This window comes from Sphingomonas sp. IW22 (assembly GCF_041321155.1).
Classification (GTDB): Bacteria; Pseudomonadota; Alphaproteobacteria; order Sphingomonadales; family Sphingomonadaceae; genus Sphingomonas.
This window is the reverse complement of sequence record NZ_JBGGWB010000002.1, coordinates 127,147-144,364: the sequence shown is the minus strand read 5'-3', so window position 1 is coordinate 144,364 and position 17,218 is coordinate 127,147. Positions and strand designations below refer to the sequence as shown.

Below are 17,218 nucleotides of genomic sequence, written 5' to 3'. Positions count from 1 at the left end.
ATGAACGCAACCATCGACCGCCGAAGCCTGCTGCGCGGCGCTACGCTCGCGAGCAGCGGGCTGGCCTTGTCCGCTTGGATGCCGTCCTGGGCGCAGTCCGTGTCTGCGGGCATCGTGAAGCCGCTGCCCACCGTCTCGGGCGAGGACATCACTCTGCGCATCGCGCATCAGATGATGACGATCGACGGGCGCGAGAGCCACGCCATTGGCATCAACGGCACCGTTCCGGCGCCGCTCATCCGCCTGCGCGAGGGCCAGAACGTCCGCCTGCACGTCGAGAACGCGCTCGACGAGGACAGCTCGATTCACTGGCATGGCCTGATCCTGCCTTTCCACATGGACGGTGTGCCCGGCGTCAGCTTCCCCGGCATCAAGCCGCGTTCGACGTTCACCTACGAATTCCCGGTCGTGCAGTCGGGCACCTATTGGTATCACAGCCATTCGGGCCTGCAGGAGCAACTGGGCCACTACGGCCCGATTGTCATCGATCCCGAAGGCGACGATCCGGTCCGGTCGGACCGCGAGCACGTGATCGTGCTGTCCGACCACAGCCAGATGCACCCGCACATCATCTTCAAGAAGCTCAAGCAGCAGGGTGGCTATTTCAACTTTCAGAAGCAGACGCTCGCCGGGCTGTTGGCAGGCAAGGATCAGTCGACCAAGGAGCGGTTGGAATGGGGCGCCATGCGAATGGATCCCACCGATGTCGCGGACGTGACCGGCAGCACCTACACCTATCTCGTCAACGGCCACGGCCCTCGCGACAACTGGACGGGCCTGTTCCGACCGGGCGAACATGTGCGGCTGCGGATCATCAACGCCTCGGCGATGACGACCTTCAACTTCCGCATCCCCGGCCTCAGGATGACCGTCGTCCAGGCAGACGGCCTCCCGGTGCGGCCGGTCGCCGTCGACGAGATGCAGATCGCGGTCGCCGAGACCTACGACGTGATCGTGCAGCCCAGCGACGAGCGTGCCTACACGATCGTCGGGGAGAGCGTGGACCGATCCGGTATGGCGCGTGCGACGCTCGCCCCGCGTGAGGGCATGGCCGCAGCCGTCCCGGCGCTGCGCCGCCGCCCACTGGCCGACATGAAGGACATGGGCATGGGCGGCATGGACCACGGGTCGGGTGACGCGATGACGGGCATGGACCATGCCGCAATGGGCCACGCCAACCCGGCACCCGCCGCGCAGGCATGCCCGCCGGAACACGCCGCGATGGGCCATTGCAAGCCAGCGGCCGGCGGCACCGGTCAGCAGGCGGGCATGGACCACGGGTCGGGCGGCATGGACCACTCCATGCGCGACTTCTCGGTCGCGCCGGAGGTCAAGAAGACGCCAACCGTGCAGACCATCTCGCCGATGCCGGTCGATCGCATGGGCGAGCCCGGCCAGGGACTGGAAGACGTCGGCCACAAGGTGCTGGTCTATACCGATCTGATGGCGGTGGACCGCAACCCCGACGTCCGCGCGCCCGACCGGTCGATGCGCATCCACCTCACGGGCAACATGGAACGCTACATGTGGGCGTTCGACGGCGAGAAGCTGAGCGAGGTGAAGAAGCCGATCCCGTTCCTCAAGGACGAACGCGTGCGTATCACGCTGGTCAACGACACGATGATGGGCCACCCCATCCACCTGCACGGCCACTTCTTCGAGCTTGTCACGGGCCATGGCGAATATGCCCCGCGCAAGCACACGATTCAGGTCCAGCCCGGCGGGACAGCGACATTCGACGTGACCACCGATGCGGTCGGCGACTGGGCGTTCCACTGCCACATGCTCTACCACATGCACGCGGGCATGATGCAGGTCGTGTCGGTCCGTCCGCGCGAGGGAGATACGAAATGAGCCTCGCCCTCAGCGCCATCCTTCTCGCGTCGGCAACCCAGTGCGCGCCGGAGCACGCGGCGATGGGCCACTGCAAGATGCCTGCCACCGCCGAGCCGCAGGCTGCCAGGCCGAAGGCAGCCAGACCCAGATCTGAAGCCAATCCGACACCGGCGGCCGAGATCCCGACACGTCCGGCACTCGCGCCAAGCTCGCCGTCGGCACCGGCGGCGCCCCCCCCTGACCCGCCGTGTCCACCCGAACATGCGGCAATGGGGCACTGCGTGCCAACGACCTCGTCCCCTGCCGCACAGTCGGCCGTGCCTCCGCCGACGGCGTCATCCATAGCAGCTCCAGTCGCCAGCGATCCGGATTGCCCGCCCGAGCATGCCGCCATGGGCCATTGCACGAACGCGTCCCCGGCGACCGGCGACTTGCCCCCGATGGGCACGGGGGGCACAGCATTGCCTGCCGGAAACGCCCCCGCGCCAGCGGCGCCTGAGGCGAATTACGCCGACCGGGTCTGGGGCCGCGCGGCGATGGCTTCCGCTCGCACCGCGCTGCGCAGGGAGCACGGCGGCATGTCGTACTCTCAACTCATGCTGAACCTCGCCGAGGTGCAGTACCAAAACGGGCGTGACGGCTACCGGTGGGACGGAGAGTTCTGGTATGGCGGCGACATCAACCGGCTAACCATCAAAAGCGAGGGGGAGGGCACGTCCCGCGAGGATACGCAAGGCGAGGTGCAGGCGCTCTACAGTCGCGCCATCGGGCCCTACTTCAACTTGCAGGCTGGTATCCGCCAGGACTTCGCGGCCGGCCCCGACCGCACCTATGCCCAGCTTGGCTTCGAGGGCCTCGCGCCATACTGGTTCGATGTCGAGGGCGCGCTGTTCTTATCGGACAAGGGCGACGTTTTCGGACGCCTCGAAGGCTATTACGATCAGCGCATCACGCAGCGTTTTGTGCTGCAGCCGCGGGTCGAATTGAACCTGTCCGCACAGGACGTACCGTCCAGCGGGCTCGGTTCCGGCCTGACCGACGCCGAAGCGGGACTGCGCCTGCGTTACGAGATCAAGCGGGAGTTCGCGCCCTATGTGGGCGTTTCCTGGGAACGCAGGTTCGGCGACACCGCGCGCTACAGCCGCGCGGCGGGCGAAGGCACAGGGGGGGTCAGCGTCGTCGCAGGTATCCGCGCCTGGTTCTGACGACGGGCGCAATTCGGGCACCTGAAACATCATCCGCTCGAGGAAGCGGTAAAACACCAGATGAAGGCCATGCTCGCGCGCCGTTAAGGCGCGTTTGGGATCAGGGGGGCGAATGCGAAGCAAGAAGATGCAGCTCCACATTGGCGCGAGCCGGCTTCACCGATGGTTGGCGCTGATAATCGGCGTACAACTGCTGCTGTGGTTCACAAGTGGGCTGGTCATGAGCCTGCTGCCGATCGATCGCGTGCGTGGCGAGCATCTGGTTGAGCGCGATGCGGGGGGCCTGCTGCCCGTGCAGGCCTATGCGCCCCTGGACCGAATCGCGGGAGGCACGCCGCTGCGGAGCGCAAGGTATCGCCTGCTGCTTGGCCGGCCGGTCGTCGAGGTCGAAAGCGCGTCAGGCGAATTGCGGCTCCATGACGCGGCGACGGGCGCTGCGCTTCCCGCGGTCGATGCGGTCACGGCGGGCCGGATCGCGTCGACCGCTTACAAGGGACAGCCCCGGCCAGAGGCCCAGGTCACTCGGATCACCGCCGCCAGCACCGAATACAAGGGGAGACTGCCGGCGTGGCAGGTCGCCTTCGCCGATGGAGAGGCTACACGGGTCTATATCGACGACGCTGGGCGTATCGCCGCCGTCCGCACCGGAACCTGGCGGTTCTACGACTTTTTCTGGGCGCTCCACATAATGGACTGGAGCGAGCATGAGGACTTCAACACGCCATGGCTCAAGGCGTTCGCGATCGGCGGGCTTCTGCTCGCGATCGCCGGAACGATCCTCCTCTATCTCCGCTGGCCAAGAAAGAGACGTGGCAGGGCGAAGAGTTAGCCCGCGCTCCTGCCTATGATGGGCGAGCGGGGCAAGCTGCAAGTCCGGCGGCTTGTCGGTCCAAGGTCTCGCGTTGATCGCCCTCATACCCACGGTAACCGGCCTCGCTCGCGCTGCTTCTGCCGATGCGAGTTGGGATAGCGTGAAACCAAACGCGCGGACGGAGCCTCAGAGAACTGAAAGCCGCTACCAGCACTGATGGAATCAGGAGGACGACTATCGGCTGACCGCCGGCCGCCTTCAACAGCAGGTGTCAAAAGGGTGTAAGATGCCTGTGACACCTGCTCTGTTGTCGAGCAGCGGACATTACGTCTGATTTCGTCAAGTTCTACGTTGGTTGGCCATCCAGTCGACCTTCATTCACGCGGACCTTAACTCTCCCGGAACAAGCGCCGCATAACACCCAGTAAGTCCTGCTCACGATAGGGTTTTTGCAGATAGGCATCGTACTGCGGCCTGATCGGCAGGTTCGCCTCGGGAATCGCACTTGCCAGAACGATCGGACCTTCGAACCCCTCTTCCCGCAACTTTTCGATCATCTCCAAGCCGTTCATACGGGGCATCATGTAGTCAGTAATGATAAGTTCCGGCTGCTCTTGGCGGGCGATCTTCAGCCCCTCTTCGCCGTTGATTGCTTCCATTACATGATGGCCAGCCTCTTCCAGTGCCAGGCTGGTAACGAGGGCGACGAGCGCTTCGTCCTCGACGATGAGAATGCGGAGCATGAAATTATTGTCCCTCCGCTATAGCTTCCCTCAGTTCTGGATCCGGCGCGAACGCCACCCCCGTTCCACTTAAGTGAAACTCCGTTGCGCGCGCGTCGAAACGGCTTTCGCGAAGCTTGATAATGGACAGGCTGCGGCGCAGTGCCTGCTCGCGGCGCAGATAGGTCAGAAGAAACACATTATCCACTATGACGGAAACTTCGTCAGTCGGGAGAACGTCCGGCATGTGCATGTCTCGGATCTCCGACGTATAGAGTACAGTCGCGCCTATCTCACGAAGATAGGCATTCATGGCATTCAATATGTATGGCAGTCTTTCGGGGTAAATGAGATTGTCCTTCAGCGCGGCAACGCCATCGACAAATACTCTCTTTGCATTGATTGACTTGGCCTTCTCCACAACATCCCAGGCAATTTCGTCCACCAGATTTTCCGATGGCGGGCGCCAGAGGATTGTGAGAGCGCCGCTTTTGCAGGCAGCTTCGATGTCGAGCCCGATCGCGCGAGCCTTCGACTGGAGTAACCCTGGGCTCTCGTACAATCCCAGCATCACCGCAGGTTCTTGGGGTGTGGCCTCCGAAAGGAAATGTAACCCGAATGTGGTCTTGCCGACGCCGGTCGGCCCCAGAATCAACGCTGCCGTGGAGCAGGGAAGACCGCCTCCGGTAAGTTCATCGAGCTGCTTCAGGCCCGTTGACACCCGGCCCTCAACCCGGCTGTTCGAAGGTGCTCCGGTCAGGGTGCTCTCAATGCGAGGAAAGACTCTCAGGCCGCACCCCGTGATCCTGAACGGGTGCTTCCCGCGAAGGATTTCCGAGCCGCGATGTTTCTTGACCTCAATGGTTCGATAAGATCTGAACCCCTTCACTTCGTCGCTCAGCTCGATCCAGCCGTCGACCATCGTGTGCTCGGGGCTACCGCTTGGCCGGGACTGATGCGTAAGCATCACGAGCGTCGCGTTCGAGAAATTGGCAATGCCTTGCAGCTCGTGAACGAATTTTCGGAACTCGCCTTCGGACGTGTTGGATTGAGCCACGAATACCCCATCCAGAACCACCGCGGTGGCCTGATGGCGTTTGATTTCATGCCGCATCAGTTTGATGAGGCCCGGCAGCCCGTCGCGCTCCAGTGTTCCGTAGCCACTTACATATTGCAGCGCCTGAGGAATGACGCTCTCGTTGTAGAAGGACAGGGCTGAGAGATATGCGAGCATCCGCTCATGGCTCTCCGCGAGAAGGCTCACGTAAAGCGCCCGCCCCCCGCTGCGCACATGGGAAAAGCAGAACTGGTTGGCGAGGATCGTCTTTCCGGCTCCCGGCGGTCCCTGAACGATATAGGCCGAACCTTGAAGCAAGCCGCCACGCAATATCTGATCGAGACCATCAACGCCGGTCAAAAAACGTTCGATCAAGTCCAAACCCCTTTGCTCGCAGCGCATCGTCGCCGGTCATGCTGGCGCGGAGGCATCCAACCACACCTTGTTACACTAGGCGGTCTTTCTGTCATTCATTCAAAGCATTTTTTCGTAACGGCTTAAGGTGTGATGAAACGGTTGGGAGCCCGCTTCGGCCAATCGGCAGGTCGAGATGCTGCTCGCTCACCGCCAGCGCATCGTGAAGTTGGATCGCTTGCGACTGCCCGGATCCATTGACGCTGGAGACAAGTCCACCTCGCGGCGGCAGATCAAAAACCTGCGGAAGATGGCCAAGATCATCCCGCTGGAAAGGCGCGCCAGCCTGACCCACACAAGAAGCTGATTGCAGACATGGCGAAGCACCCAAATCATCCTGCAGCCGGGGTTTCGATGTAATAAGGGCGCGAAGCTGCCGCCGCAGAGCGGCAGGCTTGGAAGGCACCTATCGTTTCTCGCCGTCTAAAACCGGCCAGCCCGCAAGCGGCTCAAAACTCGCCATGCGTTCGCATCTTCACACTGTCGGGTGAATGCGGATACCGCTGCTTTCTGCGTCTTTAAGGGGATGGCGCACCCGACAGGATTCGAACCTGTGGCCTCTGCCTTCGGAGGGCAGCGCTCTATCCAGCTGAGCTACGGGTGCGTGGTGGCGCTGCCTAGCAAAGCGGGCGAGCGGGCGCCAGTGGGTTTGTTGCGGATCGTTGTGAATGCGTCAACCGGTCGCCGCTCCTGCCGGACATGGGTTCGGCAAGGGGTCTGCATGATGAAGCACGTAGCAGCGCGGCGACCGCAGATCCGCTGCACATGCGTCAAGGAGGCCGGTTCGACCTGCTGCGCAAACAGCGGCGTCACAGGCTCCGCGTCATGAACCGGTTGAACGGCGTGACTTCATAATCGGCAAAGGGCGGGCAGGCTTCGAACCCGTGGCGGCGATACAGGGCGGTCGCGGCGGCAAAGGGGGCACCCGACCCGGTTTCAAGGCTGAGGCGCGTCATCCCCTGCCCGCGCGCATGTTCGATCAGGGCGTTCAGGATCGCGGTCGCGACGCCACGGCGCAGGGCGTGGGCGGCAGTGCGCATCGACTTCAGCTCGCCATGTCCGGCATCCAGCCGCTTCAGCGCGCCGCAGCCCAGCAGCGTGTCGCCGTCCCATGCCGTCACGAACCGGACATCAGGCGCCGCTAGCCCCGACAGGTCGAGGAAATGGCACGCCCCCGGCGGGGAGTGCGTCAGCATCGCCGCGAAATGTTCGTGGAGCAGCGCGACGACCGCCGGATGCTCCAGCCCGCCGTCGCGCAGTTCCATGTCAGATCAGCTCGGCCAGCGTGTCGAGACAGGCGTGGGCCAGCGCCTTTGACCGTTCGGGCGACCAGCCGAACACCGCGTCGGGCGACGCGTCGTGATCCTTGAACGGCATTTCCAGCGTCATCGACACCGCGCCGAACCGTTCGGCCAGCTGATTGGTCGACATCGACAGATTGGCCCGGCCCGGCGCCGATTTCTCGTATCCCAGCGCCGTCTGGAACAGCGGCGTGTTCGCGGCCAACTGCTGCTGGTAGTGATAGAAACGCTCGCCCTGCGCGTCGGTCCAGCCGGGAATCCCCTCGAACCCGGCAAGGAAATTGGCAGGAATCGCCTCATCCCCATGCACGTCCATTGCCCAGTCGACACCGGTCGCGTCCATCGCATTGCGCACGCACAACACTTCGGGCGAGCGTTCGGGTGTTGGCGCATGCCATTCGCGGTTCAGGTTCACACCCGCCGCGTTGGTGCGCAGGTGCCCACGACACGAACCATCGGGGTTCATGTTGGGCACCAGATGCAGCGTCGCCTTCTCCCGCAGCAGCGCGGCGGTGGCATCGCCGGGGCTGGTGAGTTTTTCGAGGGCGCCTTCCATGAACCATTCGGCCATAGATTCGCCAGGATGCTGGCGGGCATAGATCCACACCTGTCGCGGGCCCGTGCCCAGGTCCAGGCAATCGATCGACTGTCCCTCCAGCGACTGGCCCAGCGCGCGGTGCGACACGCCCGGCATCGCCGCCATGCGCGCGATCAGGTCGTTATGCCGCTCCATCGAATAGGGCGCGAAATAGGCGAACCATGCCACATCGCCGTCGAATCGGTGCGTGAAGCTCAGCACCCCGTCCTCATACGCGCTGGCTTCGACCATCGCCCATTGCTGGCGATCGGTGGACACGCGCGGGCGATAGCCGGGCCAGCCAAAGGCGTAAGCAGCCCCGCCCGCGTTCATCAGGCGAAAGGTCAGCGTGCGCCCCTTCAACCCGGCGACACGAAAATGGAACCACTGATAGAAATCCGAATGGGCATCGCGCCGGATGTTCAGATCCACCCGGTCGCCGTCGATGCCCACCAGTTCGATATTGCCACTGTCAAAGGCGGCGTTCACGTCGATCGTCATGGCACCGTGGTAGTGAATCCCGACTGGCCCGGAAAGTCCCTGAACAATGCGTCGGCCAGCCGCCCGGCCTGAACCTCTGCCGCGCGCGCATCGGCAGGCGCCGTGCCAGCGGTGCGGGCATTGCCCTCCCACAACACCGTCTGGTCGGTGCGGCGGCGCAGCTTCACCGTCAGTTCGTTGCCGATCAGCGCGCGCGTCGATCCGCCGAGCTGGGTCGACACGCCGCCACCGACGCCGCCGCCCATGCCGCCCGACACGCCGCCCAGCCCGATACCGAATCGGGGGCCGACGCGGGTGGTGCCCACCTGCTGACGGTCCATCGTCACTTCCAGCAGATAGAGCGACCCCGCCCCCTGAGGCACGCGCGTATAGCCAAGCCGCGTCAGTTGATCGGCCACCGCATCCACCTGCATTCCGTAATCGCTGGACAATGTGCCCGGCCCCGCGGCGTTTCGATCGACCATAAAGGTTCCCGGCGCGATGGGTGTGCCCAGATTGTACCGAATCACCTCGACCGGCCCGGTTCGTGCACCGCCCGTCGTGCAGGCGCTGGCAAGCGTGGCGGTGGCAGCTAGAACGGCGATCAACGCGATACGCATGGCGGTTTCCTTCATCCCCGCCGGGTATTATCAAGGCCCGGCGCGATATCGTAACGCGCGAGCAACGCTTTGGCTTCCCCGCTTTCGCCTTGACGCAGGGCCGGGGTGCAGCTAGGCGAGCGCCTCACTTTTTCCCGCGAAATATTTGGACAGCGAGCCGGTCATGAAGATCGTCAATTCTCTCAAGTCGCTCAAGGGGCGTCACCGCGACAACCGCGTGATCCGTCGCCGTGGCCGCGTTTACGTCATCAACAAGACGCAGCGTCGCTTCAAGGCACGCCAGGGCTGATTCGGTCCGGGACCGGGGCCTTGCAATCCGCGCCTGCCCCGCATGCCGTTATCTTTGATATCGGCAATGTCCTGTTCCATTGGCATCCACGCTTCCTTTACGAGCGCCTGATCACCGATGATCGGGCGCTCGAAGCGTTCCTGCGCGACGTCCTGTCGCTCGATTGGCATTTTCAGCATGACGAGGGGCGAGATTTCGCCGACACCTCGGCAGAGCTGGCCGCGCGCCATCCGCAGCATGCCGAACTGATCCGGCTTTGGGGTCCGCGCTTCAACGAAAGCATCGGCGGCCCGGTCGAAGGCATGCACGAGATCGTCGAATCGCTGGATTCGGCGGGCGTACCGCTGTTCGCCATCACCAACTTCAGCCATGAATTCTGGCCGCCCTTCCGCGCCGAATGGCCGGGACTGTTCGACCGCTTTCGCCAGATCGTGGTGTCGGGGGAAGAACGGCTGGTAAAGCCCGATCCGGCAATTTACGCGCTCGCGCTGGACCGCTTCGGCCTTAGCGCCGAACAGGCGGTGTTCGTCGACGACAACCCCGCCAATATCGACGCCGCCGCCGCGATGGGCATCCATGCCCATCTGTTTCGCGACTCGGCCGCTTTCCGGAATTTCCTGGTCGACAAGAGCCTCTTGCCGGCCTGATCGCCACGAAATCGTCATGGTCGGGCGCGATGGAGGCGTCGACCGTTCCAACGAAAGCCGTGCCATGTCCATGTCCCGCACCCTTGCCCGCGCGACCGCACTCCTGTCGCTGTCGAGCGCGCCCGCCCTGGCACAGGACGCGCCCCCGGCCACGCCGCCGCGGCTGATCGTGATGGTGTCGGCGGACCAGTTTTCGACCGACATTTTCCAGGAACATCGCCCTTATTATCGCGCCGGGTTGCAGCGGCTGTCGAACGGCGCGGTGTTTCCCAACGGCTTTCAAAGCCATGCCGCGACTGAAACCTGCCCTGGTCATGCCACGCTGATGACCGGCAGCCGCCCGGCGCGCACCGGCATCATCGCCAATAACTGGTTCGATTTCAAAGGTCCGCGTCCCGGCTCCGTCTATTGCGCGGAGGATGAGCGGCGCGGCACAGCCCGCGATTATGTGCCCAGCGACGTGCATTTGCGCGTGCCAACGCTTGGCGAACGGATGAAGGCGCGCGACCCGCGCGTCCGCACCGTATCGGTTGCGGGCAAGGACCGTGCCGCGATCATGATGGGCGGCCATGCGATGGACCAGATCTGGTTCTGGCGCGATGGTACTGGCTTTGTCACCACCACGACGCCCACCGCGCCCAAGTCGGTGACCCGCATCAACGCAGCGATGCGTTCCGAAATCGCCGCGCCTGGCGCCGCGTTCGACCTGCCCGATTGGTGCCGCCCGGTCGCACGGCCCGTGACCGTCGGCAAAGTGCAGATGGGCGCCGGCCGTTTCGAGCGCAGCGCCGGGGACGAGGGCCGGTGGAAGGCATCGCCCGCATTTGACGGCGCGGTGACCAAGCTGGCGGTCGCGCTGATCGACGAGATGAAGCTGGGTCGCGGCCCGTCCACCGACGTGCTGACCGTCAGCCTGTCCGCCACCGATTATGTCGGCCACCGTTATGGCACTGAAGGGTCGGAAATGTGCATCCAGGTCGCCGCCGTCGACCGGGCGGTGGGTGAGTTGATGAGCGCGCTGGACGCAACCGGCGTCGATTATGTCATCGGCTTCTCAGCCGATCATGGCGGCAACGACCTGCCTGAGCGTGAGCGCGAGCGCGGTGTCCCCGCCGCGGCACGGGCCGACGTCGCGCTGGCGCCCGAAACACTGGGCCAGACGCTGGCCCCGGCGCTTGGCTGGAACGGCGGGCAGCTGCTTTACGGGTCGATGAACGGTGATGTCTGGGTCACGCCCGAAATGACCGACCCCGCCATGCGTTCACGCGCGATCGACGCGGCCGCGGCGGCATATCGCCAGCATCCGCAAGTGGCCGCGGTCCTGACCGCCGCCGAAGTGCGCGATGCGCCGCAGCCGACCGGCTCGCCCGACAGCTGGACCCTGCTGGAGCGCCAGCGCGCGGCCTATGACGCGGAACGCTCTGGCGATTTCGTCGTGTTCCTGAAACCCGGCATCACGCCCAGCCAGGGCGGCGCGACGCATGGCAGCCCATGGGATTATGACCGCCGCGTGCCGATGCTGTTCTGGCGCAAGGGGATGACGCGCTTCGAACAGCCGCTGGCAGTGGAAACGGTCGACATCATGCCCAGCTTTGCTGCGCTGGTGGACCTGCCGCTGAAGCCGGGCGAGGTCGATGGCCGCTGCCTCGATCTGGACGGCGGGCCGGGCGACAGCTGCGCGGGGAAATAATCCCCGCGCAGCCGCGCAATCAGGCTTCGTGGTTCTTCAGCTCGTCACCGATGATCTGGGTGACGTGCAGCACGTTGGTCGAACCCGGCACGCCGAACGGTACGCCGGCGCATACGACCACGCGTTCCCCGCCCTTGGCCAGACCGTGACGCAGCGCCATGCGCTTGGCCTTGGCGACCATTTCCTCGAACGAGGCGACGTCGCGCGTCTGCACCGCGTGCGCGCCCCACAACAGGCCCAGCCGCCGCGCGGTCTGTGCGCGCGGGGTCAGCACCAGGATCGGCACCGACGGACGCTCACGCGCGATGCGGCGCGCGGTCGAGCCCGACAGGGTGAAGCAGATAATCGCCGATGCATTGGCGGTCCGGGCGATATCCTTGGCCGCTGCCGCCATCGCGTCCGCCGTGGTCGGGTCGGGCGTGGTGACGGTGAAATGCACGCGGTCGCCATGCGCGGGATCGCGTTCGACCGAATTGGCGATCGCGTCCATCATCGCAACCGATTCGGCTGGCCATGCGCCGGCCGCGCTTTCGGCCGACAGCATGATCGCGTCGGCGCCGTCGTAAACCGCGGTTGCGACGTCCGACACCTCGGCGCGGGTCGGCGTCGGGGCGGTGATCATCGATTCGAGCATCTGCGTCGCGACGATCACCGGGCGGCCCAGCCGACGCGAGGTTTCGACGATCCGCTTTTGCAGCGGCGGCACCGACTGGGGCGGCAGTTCGACGCCCAGATCGCCGCGCGCGACCATCACGCCGTCGCACTGCTCGACAATCTCGTCCAGCCGCGCGACCGCCGACGGCTTCTCGATCTTGGCCAGCAGCGCCGCCTTGCCCGCGATCAGCTTGCGCGCCTCGGCCAGATCCTCGGGCCGCTGGACGAAGGACAGGGCGATCCAGTCGACGCCCTGATCGACCGCAAAGGCCAGGTCGCTGATATCCTTTTCGGTCAGCGCCGCCATGGGCAGCACCACGTCGGGGACGTTCAGCCCCTTTGAGTTGGACAGCGCGCCGCCTACTTCGACCACGGTTTCGATGCGGTCGTCGTCATGATCGGTAACACGCAGCACCAGCTTGCCGTCGTCCAGCAACAACCGCGCATCGCGGGCGATGGCGGCAAAGATCTCGCGGTGCGGCAGCTCGACGCGCGTCTCGTCGCCTGGTTCGGGCGAGCGATCGAGCGTGAAGGTCTGTCCGGGCTGAAGGATCACGCGGCCGTCGGCGAACTTGCCGACGCGCAGCTTCGGGCCCTGAAGATCGGCAAGGATCGTCGTCGGGCGGCGATATTCCGTCTCCAACGCGCGGATCGCCTGGATCACGGGCACTTTCGATGCCTGATCGCCGTGGCTCATGTTGATACGAAACGCATCGGCGCCGCGTTCGAACAGCCGGGCGATCATTTCGGGGCTGCTGCTGGCGGGACCCAGCGTCGCCAGAACGCGCACCTTGCGCGTACGGGGCGGCATGGCCTTGTTCATTGGGGATTTGCTCCTCGGCTTGTCCGGGCCGGTTGGTAGCCGATATTGGCGACGGATCAACCTTGCATAGGATTGCGGACATGTCAGACATCGACAAACTGGACGACAAGGTCGCCGCGGCGGCGTTTCGGCGACTGGTCAGGCACCTTCGCCACCGCACCGACGCGCAGAATGTGGACTTGATGGGTCTGGCCGGTTTTTGCCGCAACTGCCTGGGCGACTGGGTGGCGGAAGCGGGCGGCCTGTCCAGGGACGAGGGCCGCGAGCTGGTCTATGGCATGCCCTATGCCGAGTGGAAGGCGAACCACCAGCAGCCCGCCACCCCCGAACAGATTGCGCGCATGAACGAAAGCGTCGCCCGCAACGCGAAGGAAGAGGCGCTGGACGAGGCGCTGGACGAAAGTTTCCCCGCCAGCGACCCGCCCGCCATGACCGAACCGCGATAAGCCGCGCGGTCAAGCCGCGGCGCGCACCGCGTCACAGATGCGGTCGACCACTTCCGTCACCTGTCCCGCGTCATCGCCCTCGGCCATGACGCGGATGACGGGCTCGGTCCCCGATGGCCGGATCACCAGCCGCCCCCGGCCTGCCAGTTCGCGCTCCGCCACCGCGATCGTGTTGATCACGCTTGTGGCCTCCAACGGCTTGGCGGGACGTTCGTAGCGTACATTCTTCAGCACCTGAGGCACGCGGTCGAAACGGTGCAGAACCTGGCTTGCGGGCGAGCCGTCTCGCACGACCTCTGCCAGCACTTGCAGCGCGGCGACCAGTCCGTCGCCGGTCGTGCCATAATCCGACAGGATCATGTGGCCCGACTGTTCGCCGCCGACATTATAGCCGCGTGAGCGCATTGCCTCCAGAACGTAGCGGTCGCCGACCTTGGTGCGGATCAGCTCCAGCCCCTCTGCCGCCAGATAGCGCTCAAGGCCCAGATTCGACATGACCGTCGCAACCAGCCCGCCGCCGTTCAGCCGCCCGCGCCGCGCCCAGCCGGTGGCGATGGTCGCCATCAACTGATCGCCGTCCACCACGCGGCCCTGTTCGTCGACCACGATCAAGCGGTCGGCATCGCCGTCCAGCGCGATGCCGATGTCGGCGCCGGTCGCCACCACGGTTTCCTGCAATTTGCCCGGTGCGGTCGAACCCACGCCGTCGTTGATGTTGCGGCCATCGGGCGCAATGCCCACCGCGACCACCTCTGCCCCCAATTCCCACAGCGCGGCGGGTGCGACCTGATAAGCGGCGCCGTTCGCGCAATCGATCACGACCTTCAGCCCCTCTAGGCTGAGATCGTCGGGAAAGGTCGATTTGACGAAGTGGATGTACCGCCCGCGCGCATCCTCGATCCGCTTGGCCCGGCCGATTTCCGCCGCCGGAACCAGCGAAACCCCCGATTCGATCAACGCCTCGATCGCTTCCTCATCGGCATCGGACAGCTTGTAGCCGTCCGGCCCGAACAGCTTGATGCCGTTATCGGCATAGGGATTGTGGCTGGCGGAAATCATCACGCCCATGTCGGCGCGCATCGAACGGGTCAGCATCGCGACCGCAGGGGTCGGCATCGGGCCGACCAGCACAACGTCCATCCCGACCGAGGTGAAGCCCGCCGTCATCGCATTTTCCAGCATGTACCCCGACAGCCGGGTGTCCTTGCCGATCACGACACGATGGCGGTGATCCCCGCGCAGAAAGTGCGCGCCCGCCGCCATGCCGACACGCATCGCCATCTCTGCCGTCATGGGCGCGGTATTGGTCGCGCCGCGAATTCCATCGGTACCGAAATATTTTCTTGCCATCGGGCATAGCCCCTTCAACTTGCAACCTTGCTATGCGTCGCCTGATAGCGCGCGTTTTTTGGAAGGGCGAGCATGTCGCAGCCGATGCGAATCCTGTTGGCGCTGATTGTCGGGATTACCGCGGGTATCCTGCTGGCAGCCACCCGGCCCGATGCGGCCCTGGCCGGAACGGCCGTTGCACAGCCCATCGGAACGATGTGGCTGAACGCGCTGCGCATGACGATCGTGCCGCTGGTGGTTGCGCTGCTGGTCACGGGCGTTGCCGCAACGGCACGCGCGGCGCGTGCCAGCCGGCTGGCGGGGCGGGCGATCCTGGTCTTCATGATCTGTCTGTGGACATCGTCTGCGCTGGGCGCGCTGTTCACGCTGACGCTGCTGGACCTGTTCCCGCTGGGCGCACAGGCCGGGGCGGCGCTGAAGGCCAGCTTCGCCAGCGCGGCACCGGCGGGCGAAGTGCCGCCCTTTTCCGAATTCCTGGTCGCGATGGTGCCGACCAACCCGGTATCGGCAGCGGCGGAGGACGCGTTTCTGCCGCTGATCGTGTTCACCACCACCTTTGCCTTTGCCCTGACCCGCCTGCCCGCCGAGCCGCGCGAATTGCTGACCCGCTTTTTCCAGGCCGTGGCCGACGCAATGCTGGTGATGATCGGCTGGGTGCTGTGGCTGGCGCCGCTGGGCGTGTTTGCGCTGGCCTATGTCGTCGGGGCAAAGGCGGGGACGGCGGCGTTCGGGGCGCTGCTGCACTATGTCGCGGTGGTGGCTGGCACCGGCATCCTGATCTGGTTGCTGGCCTATCCGACCGCGCGCTTTGCCGGTCGCGTCAGCCTGTCCCATTTCCTGCGCGCCACGTCACCGGCACAGGCGGTGGCGATCAGCACCCAGTCCAGCCTCGCTTCCCTGCCCGCCATGCTGCGCGGCGCAGAGGCGCTGAAGCTGCCGATCGCCGCGTCGGGCGTCGTGTTGCCGCTGGCGGTCGCGATCTTTCGCTTTACCGGCCCGGCGATGAATATCTCGGTCGCGCTGTATGTCGCGCATGTGTTCGGGATGCAGCTCGGCCCGGAACAGGTGGCGATCGGCATCGCCGCCGCCGCCATCACGACGCTGGGCGCGGTCAGCCTGCCGGGCACGATCAGCTTCGTCTCCTCGATCGCGCCGATCGCGCTGGCAATGGGCGTGCCGATCGAGCCGCTGGCGCTGCTGGTGGCGGTGGAAACGCTGCCCGACATCATCCGCACGCTTGGCAATGTCACCATGGACGTCGCCGTGACCAGCGTAGTGACGCGCGGCCAGACCGAGGGGCTGGGCGAGAACGAAGCAGACGCGCTGCTGCGCGACTGAGCGCGGCTCAGGCGGCGGCGCGCGCCAGCCGGTCGTTGATCGCTTCGCCCAGGCCGTCGATCGGCACGGGTGCGACGGCGATGGCGCGGGCGTCACCGGCATCGGCGCGGTGCAGCGCGTCGAACAGCCGCGCCGCCGCCTCTACCGGGTCGCCACTGGCGGACAGCGTGTCGTCGCCCGCCACTGGCCCGAAACCGATCAACCATTCGCCCGGATTGGCGGCAAGCGCGTTCAGGCGCACCGGCTTGCCCGGCGCATAATGGCTGGACAATTGCCCCGGCGCGGTGATCGTCCCGTCATCCACCGCGCGCGCCAGACCCAGCGCCGCCCGGTCGACCGGCCCCGGCCGCAACACCAGACCCCGCGCCACGTCGACGATCGTCGATTCAATGCCCGCCGGGGTCGCCCCGTCGTCGAGGATCAGCGGGATGCGCCCGCCAAGGCTTACCGCGACATGATCGGCGCGCGTCGGGCTGATCGACCCGCTGGTATTGGCCGACGGCGCCGCCAGCGGTCGCCCGCTGGCCGCCAACAGCGCCTGCATCGCGCGGTGAGCGGGCACGCGCACCGCAACCGTATCCAGCCCCGCCGTCACCAGTGCGGCAATCCCCGCATCGGCACGCAGCGGCAGCACCATGGTCAGCGGTCCCGGCCACCAGCGCGCGGCCAGCGCCTCCGCCGCCGCATCGACATGCGCGATGGCACGCGCGGCGGACAGGTCGGGGACATGCACGATCAGCGGATTGAAGCTGGGCCGACCCTTGGCCGCATAGATGCCCGCCACTGCGCGCGAATCGGTCGCGTCGGCGGCAAGGCCGTAAACCGTCTCCGTCGGCACCGCGACGCAACCGCCGCCGGCGATCACGCGCGCGGCTTCGTCCAGCGCGCCCGCATCGCCGTAGCGTAAGGTGCGGGTGACCAGGGGCGGGTTTGGATGCGACACCCGAAACCCGCTATA

17 protein-coding genes and 1 tRNA gene are annotated in these 17,218 nt (G+C 65.5%); 9 read left to right on the top strand and 9 right to left on the bottom strand.

Translation table 11 applies throughout. The features are described 5' to 3' along the window. From ACAX61_RS12230 to ACAX61_RS12220, 3 genes are all read left to right on the top strand, one after another. Entirely contained in the window at positions 1 to 1,854 is a 1,854-nt protein-coding gene (locus tag ACAX61_RS12230; RefSeq protein ID WP_370715114.1) for a copper resistance system multicopper oxidase, read from the top strand. 518 nt (positions 1,855 to 2,372) lie between these two features. After that, positions 2,373 to 3,041, top strand: a complete 669-nt coding sequence (locus ACAX61_RS12225; RefSeq protein WP_370715113.1) for a copper resistance protein B — start codon at positions 2,373 to 2,375, stop codon at positions 3,039 to 3,041. Between the two features lie 112 nt (positions 3,042 to 3,153). Then, positions 3,154 to 3,870: a PepSY domain-containing protein gene (locus tag ACAX61_RS12220; protein WP_370715112.1), complete on the top strand. Its 717-nt coding sequence runs from the start codon at positions 3,154 to 3,156 to the stop codon at positions 3,868 to 3,870. Positions 3,871 to 4,241: 371 nt separating this feature from the next. On the opposite strand, the gene ACAX61_RS12215 is transcribed toward ACAX61_RS12220, so the two are convergent. Together ACAX61_RS12215 and ACAX61_RS12210 are read right to left on the bottom strand one after the other, a co-directional pair. Beyond that, on the bottom strand, positions 4,242 to 4,595 hold the full coding sequence (locus ACAX61_RS12215) for a response regulator (protein WP_370715111.1): 354 nt from the start codon (positions 4,593 to 4,595) through the stop codon (positions 4,242 to 4,244). Between the two features lie 4 nt (positions 4,596 to 4,599). Beyond that, on the bottom strand, positions 4,600 to 6,006 hold the full coding sequence (locus tag ACAX61_RS12210; RefSeq protein ID WP_370715110.1) for an RAD55 family ATPase: 1,407 nt from the start codon (positions 6,004 to 6,006) through the stop codon (positions 4,600 to 4,602). Between the two features lie 175 nt (positions 6,007 to 6,181). Between ACAX61_RS12210 and ACAX61_RS12205 the strand changes: the two genes are divergently transcribed. Further along, on the top strand, positions 6,182 to 6,352 hold the full coding sequence (locus tag ACAX61_RS12205) for a hypothetical protein (RefSeq protein ID WP_370715109.1): 171 nt from the start codon (positions 6,182 to 6,184) through the stop codon (positions 6,350 to 6,352). Positions 6,353 to 6,572: 220 nt separating this feature from the next. Here ACAX61_RS12205 and ACAX61_RS12200 read toward each other — a convergent pair. The 4 genes from ACAX61_RS12200 to ACAX61_RS12185 all read right to left on the bottom strand — a co-directional run bounded on the left by ACAX61_RS12200 (position 6,573) and on the right by ACAX61_RS12185 (position 9,023). After that, positions 6,573 to 6,649, bottom strand: a tRNA-Arg gene (locus ACAX61_RS12200). Positions 6,650 to 6,854: 205 nt separating this feature from the next. Next, a complete protein-coding gene (locus ACAX61_RS12195; RefSeq protein WP_370715108.1) occupies positions 6,855 to 7,310 on the bottom strand; it encodes a GNAT family N-acetyltransferase in 456 nt (151 codons plus the stop codon). Position 7,311: 1 nt separating this feature from the next. Further along, positions 7,312 to 8,424 carry a M14 family metallopeptidase gene (locus ACAX61_RS12190; protein WP_370715107.1) on the bottom strand — a complete coding sequence of 371 codons (1,113 nt, stop codon included), beginning with the start codon at positions 8,422 to 8,424 and terminating at the stop codon, positions 7,312 to 7,314. Further along, complete coding sequence (locus ACAX61_RS12185; RefSeq protein WP_370715106.1) at positions 8,421 to 9,023, bottom strand: DUF4136 domain-containing protein; 603 nt, start codon at positions 9,021 to 9,023, stop codon at positions 8,421 to 8,423. Before ACAX61_RS12185 ends, ACAX61_RS12190 begins: the two co-directional genes overlap by 4 nt. Positions 9,024 to 9,186: 163 nt before the next feature. Between ACAX61_RS12185 and ykgO the strand changes: the two genes are divergently transcribed. From ykgO to ACAX61_RS12170, 3 genes are all read left to right on the top strand, one after another. Then, positions 9,187 to 9,312 (top strand): type B 50S ribosomal protein L36, encoded by a 126-nt coding sequence (ykgO, locus tag ACAX61_RS12180; RefSeq protein WP_066575973.1) that lies wholly within the window; start codon positions 9,187 to 9,189, stop codon positions 9,310 to 9,312. 20 nt (positions 9,313 to 9,332) lie between these two features. Further along, positions 9,333 to 9,959, top strand: a complete 627-nt coding sequence (locus ACAX61_RS12175; protein ID WP_370715105.1) for an HAD family hydrolase — start codon at positions 9,333 to 9,335, stop codon at positions 9,957 to 9,959. A 64-nt stretch (positions 9,960 to 10,023) separates the two neighbouring features. After that, the gene (locus ACAX61_RS12170; RefSeq protein ID WP_370715372.1) at positions 10,024 to 11,649 is read left to right on the top strand and encodes an alkaline phosphatase family protein; all 1,626 of its coding nucleotides are present in this window, start codon (positions 10,024 to 10,026) and stop codon (positions 11,647 to 11,649) included. Between the two features lie 19 nt (positions 11,650 to 11,668). On the opposite strand, the gene pyk is transcribed toward ACAX61_RS12170, so the two are convergent. Beyond that, positions 11,669 to 13,126 carry a pyruvate kinase gene (pyk, locus tag ACAX61_RS12165; protein ID WP_370715104.1) on the bottom strand — a complete coding sequence of 486 codons (1,458 nt, stop codon included), beginning with the start codon at positions 13,124 to 13,126 and terminating at the stop codon, positions 11,669 to 11,671. 80 nt (positions 13,127 to 13,206) lie between these two features. On the opposite strand from pyk, the gene ACAX61_RS12160 reads away from it, so the two are divergent. Then, a complete protein-coding gene (locus tag ACAX61_RS12160) occupies positions 13,207 to 13,572 on the top strand; it encodes a DUF1244 domain-containing protein (RefSeq protein ID WP_370715103.1) in 366 nt (121 codons plus the stop codon). A 9-nt stretch (positions 13,573 to 13,581) separates the two neighbouring features. Here ACAX61_RS12160 and glmM read toward each other — a convergent pair whose 3' ends face one another. Further along, positions 13,582 to 14,922 (bottom strand): phosphoglucosamine mutase, encoded by a 1,341-nt coding sequence (gene glmM / locus ACAX61_RS12155; RefSeq protein ID WP_370715102.1) that lies wholly within the window; start codon positions 14,920 to 14,922, stop codon positions 13,582 to 13,584. Positions 14,923 to 15,006: 84 nt separating this feature from the next. Here glmM and ACAX61_RS12150 point away from each other — a divergent pair, with 84 nt between their 5' ends. Then, on the top strand, positions 15,007 to 16,260 hold the full coding sequence (locus ACAX61_RS12150) for a dicarboxylate/amino acid:cation symporter (protein WP_370715101.1): 1,254 nt from the start codon (positions 15,007 to 15,009) through the stop codon (positions 16,258 to 16,260). A gap of 7 nt (positions 16,261 to 16,267) precedes the next feature. Here ACAX61_RS12150 and ACAX61_RS12145 read toward each other — a convergent pair whose 3' ends face one another. Next, positions 16,268 to 17,203 carry an L-threonylcarbamoyladenylate synthase gene (locus tag ACAX61_RS12145; RefSeq protein ID WP_370715100.1) on the bottom strand — a complete coding sequence of 312 codons (936 nt, stop codon included), beginning with the start codon at positions 17,201 to 17,203 and terminating at the stop codon, positions 16,268 to 16,270. Between the last annotated feature and the right edge of the window lie 15 nt (positions 17,204 to 17,218).